We start from the raw sequence: 722 nt of genomic DNA, 5'->3' as shown, positions 1-722 counted from the left end.
TTTCAGCACCCGATTCATTTTGATGTCTCGTAAAATAAATAGGCAAAATCCAATCATGCCAATCAAGCCAACTATGCCTAGTCCTGCGACCCAATAGTAAACCATCATTCATATTCCTCCGTTTCTTCCTCATTCTTTTTTTTTATCAATAGGTAGACCGTTACAGATAAGATAACCACCGCCCATCCAATCAAAAGCAGGATGAAGGGAGTGGTCAATTCCCCCGTTTGGGGGAGCTTTCCGCCCGTTGTGCCTCCACCTGTTGAAGGTAGGGTATCTTTCCCACTACTACTTGAAGAAGATGGCGTCGTACTGTCACTTGAAAAGCCGATACCTGCATCAGTTCCTAAGGGGTTCGATGTTCCGCTTGCGTAAACTATATATGGTAGCGTCATCAAACATAGACTTACCACTAAAAGAACTGTCCCTATAACGCGACCCAAACTTTTGCTCATTTATGCTCCTCCTTTGATCGGTCTTTTCTTATTCTTCTTTCTTTTCCTTATCTCGGCACTCCGCTGCTTTTTCCAACTCTTTCCCCTTATGACAAGATAAACAGTCAAACCAAGGGTGCCAATTGTAATCAAAATAGTTGAGATATAAAACCAAGAAGGTAAGGTCAACTTAAACACAGTCTCATCATTCATTTCTTTAGCCTTCTCAGCACTTATGGTAAATTCTTGTTCAAGTTCCCACTCGTGTAGATTACTTTGCGCACTGAC

1 protein-coding gene and 1 pseudogene are annotated in these 722 nt (G+C 42.0%); both read right to left on the bottom strand.

Annotated features, from left to right (window positions below; genetic code table 11):
• Nucleotides 1-104 precede the first annotated feature (104 nt).
• Complete coding sequence (locus ACYSNU_RS18930; protein WP_461738620.1) at nt 105-443, bottom strand: LPXTG cell wall anchor domain-containing protein; 339 nt, start codon at nt 441-443, stop codon at nt 105-107.
• Nucleotides 444-455: 12 nt separating this feature from the next.
• Nucleotides 456-722 (bottom strand): annotated as a pseudogene (locus ACYSNU_RS18925) (DUF916 and DUF3324 domain-containing protein); the annotation flags it as partial.

The organism is Enterococcus sp. LJL120 (assembly GCF_054871765.1).
This window is presented reverse-complemented; position numbering and strand designations above follow the sequence as displayed.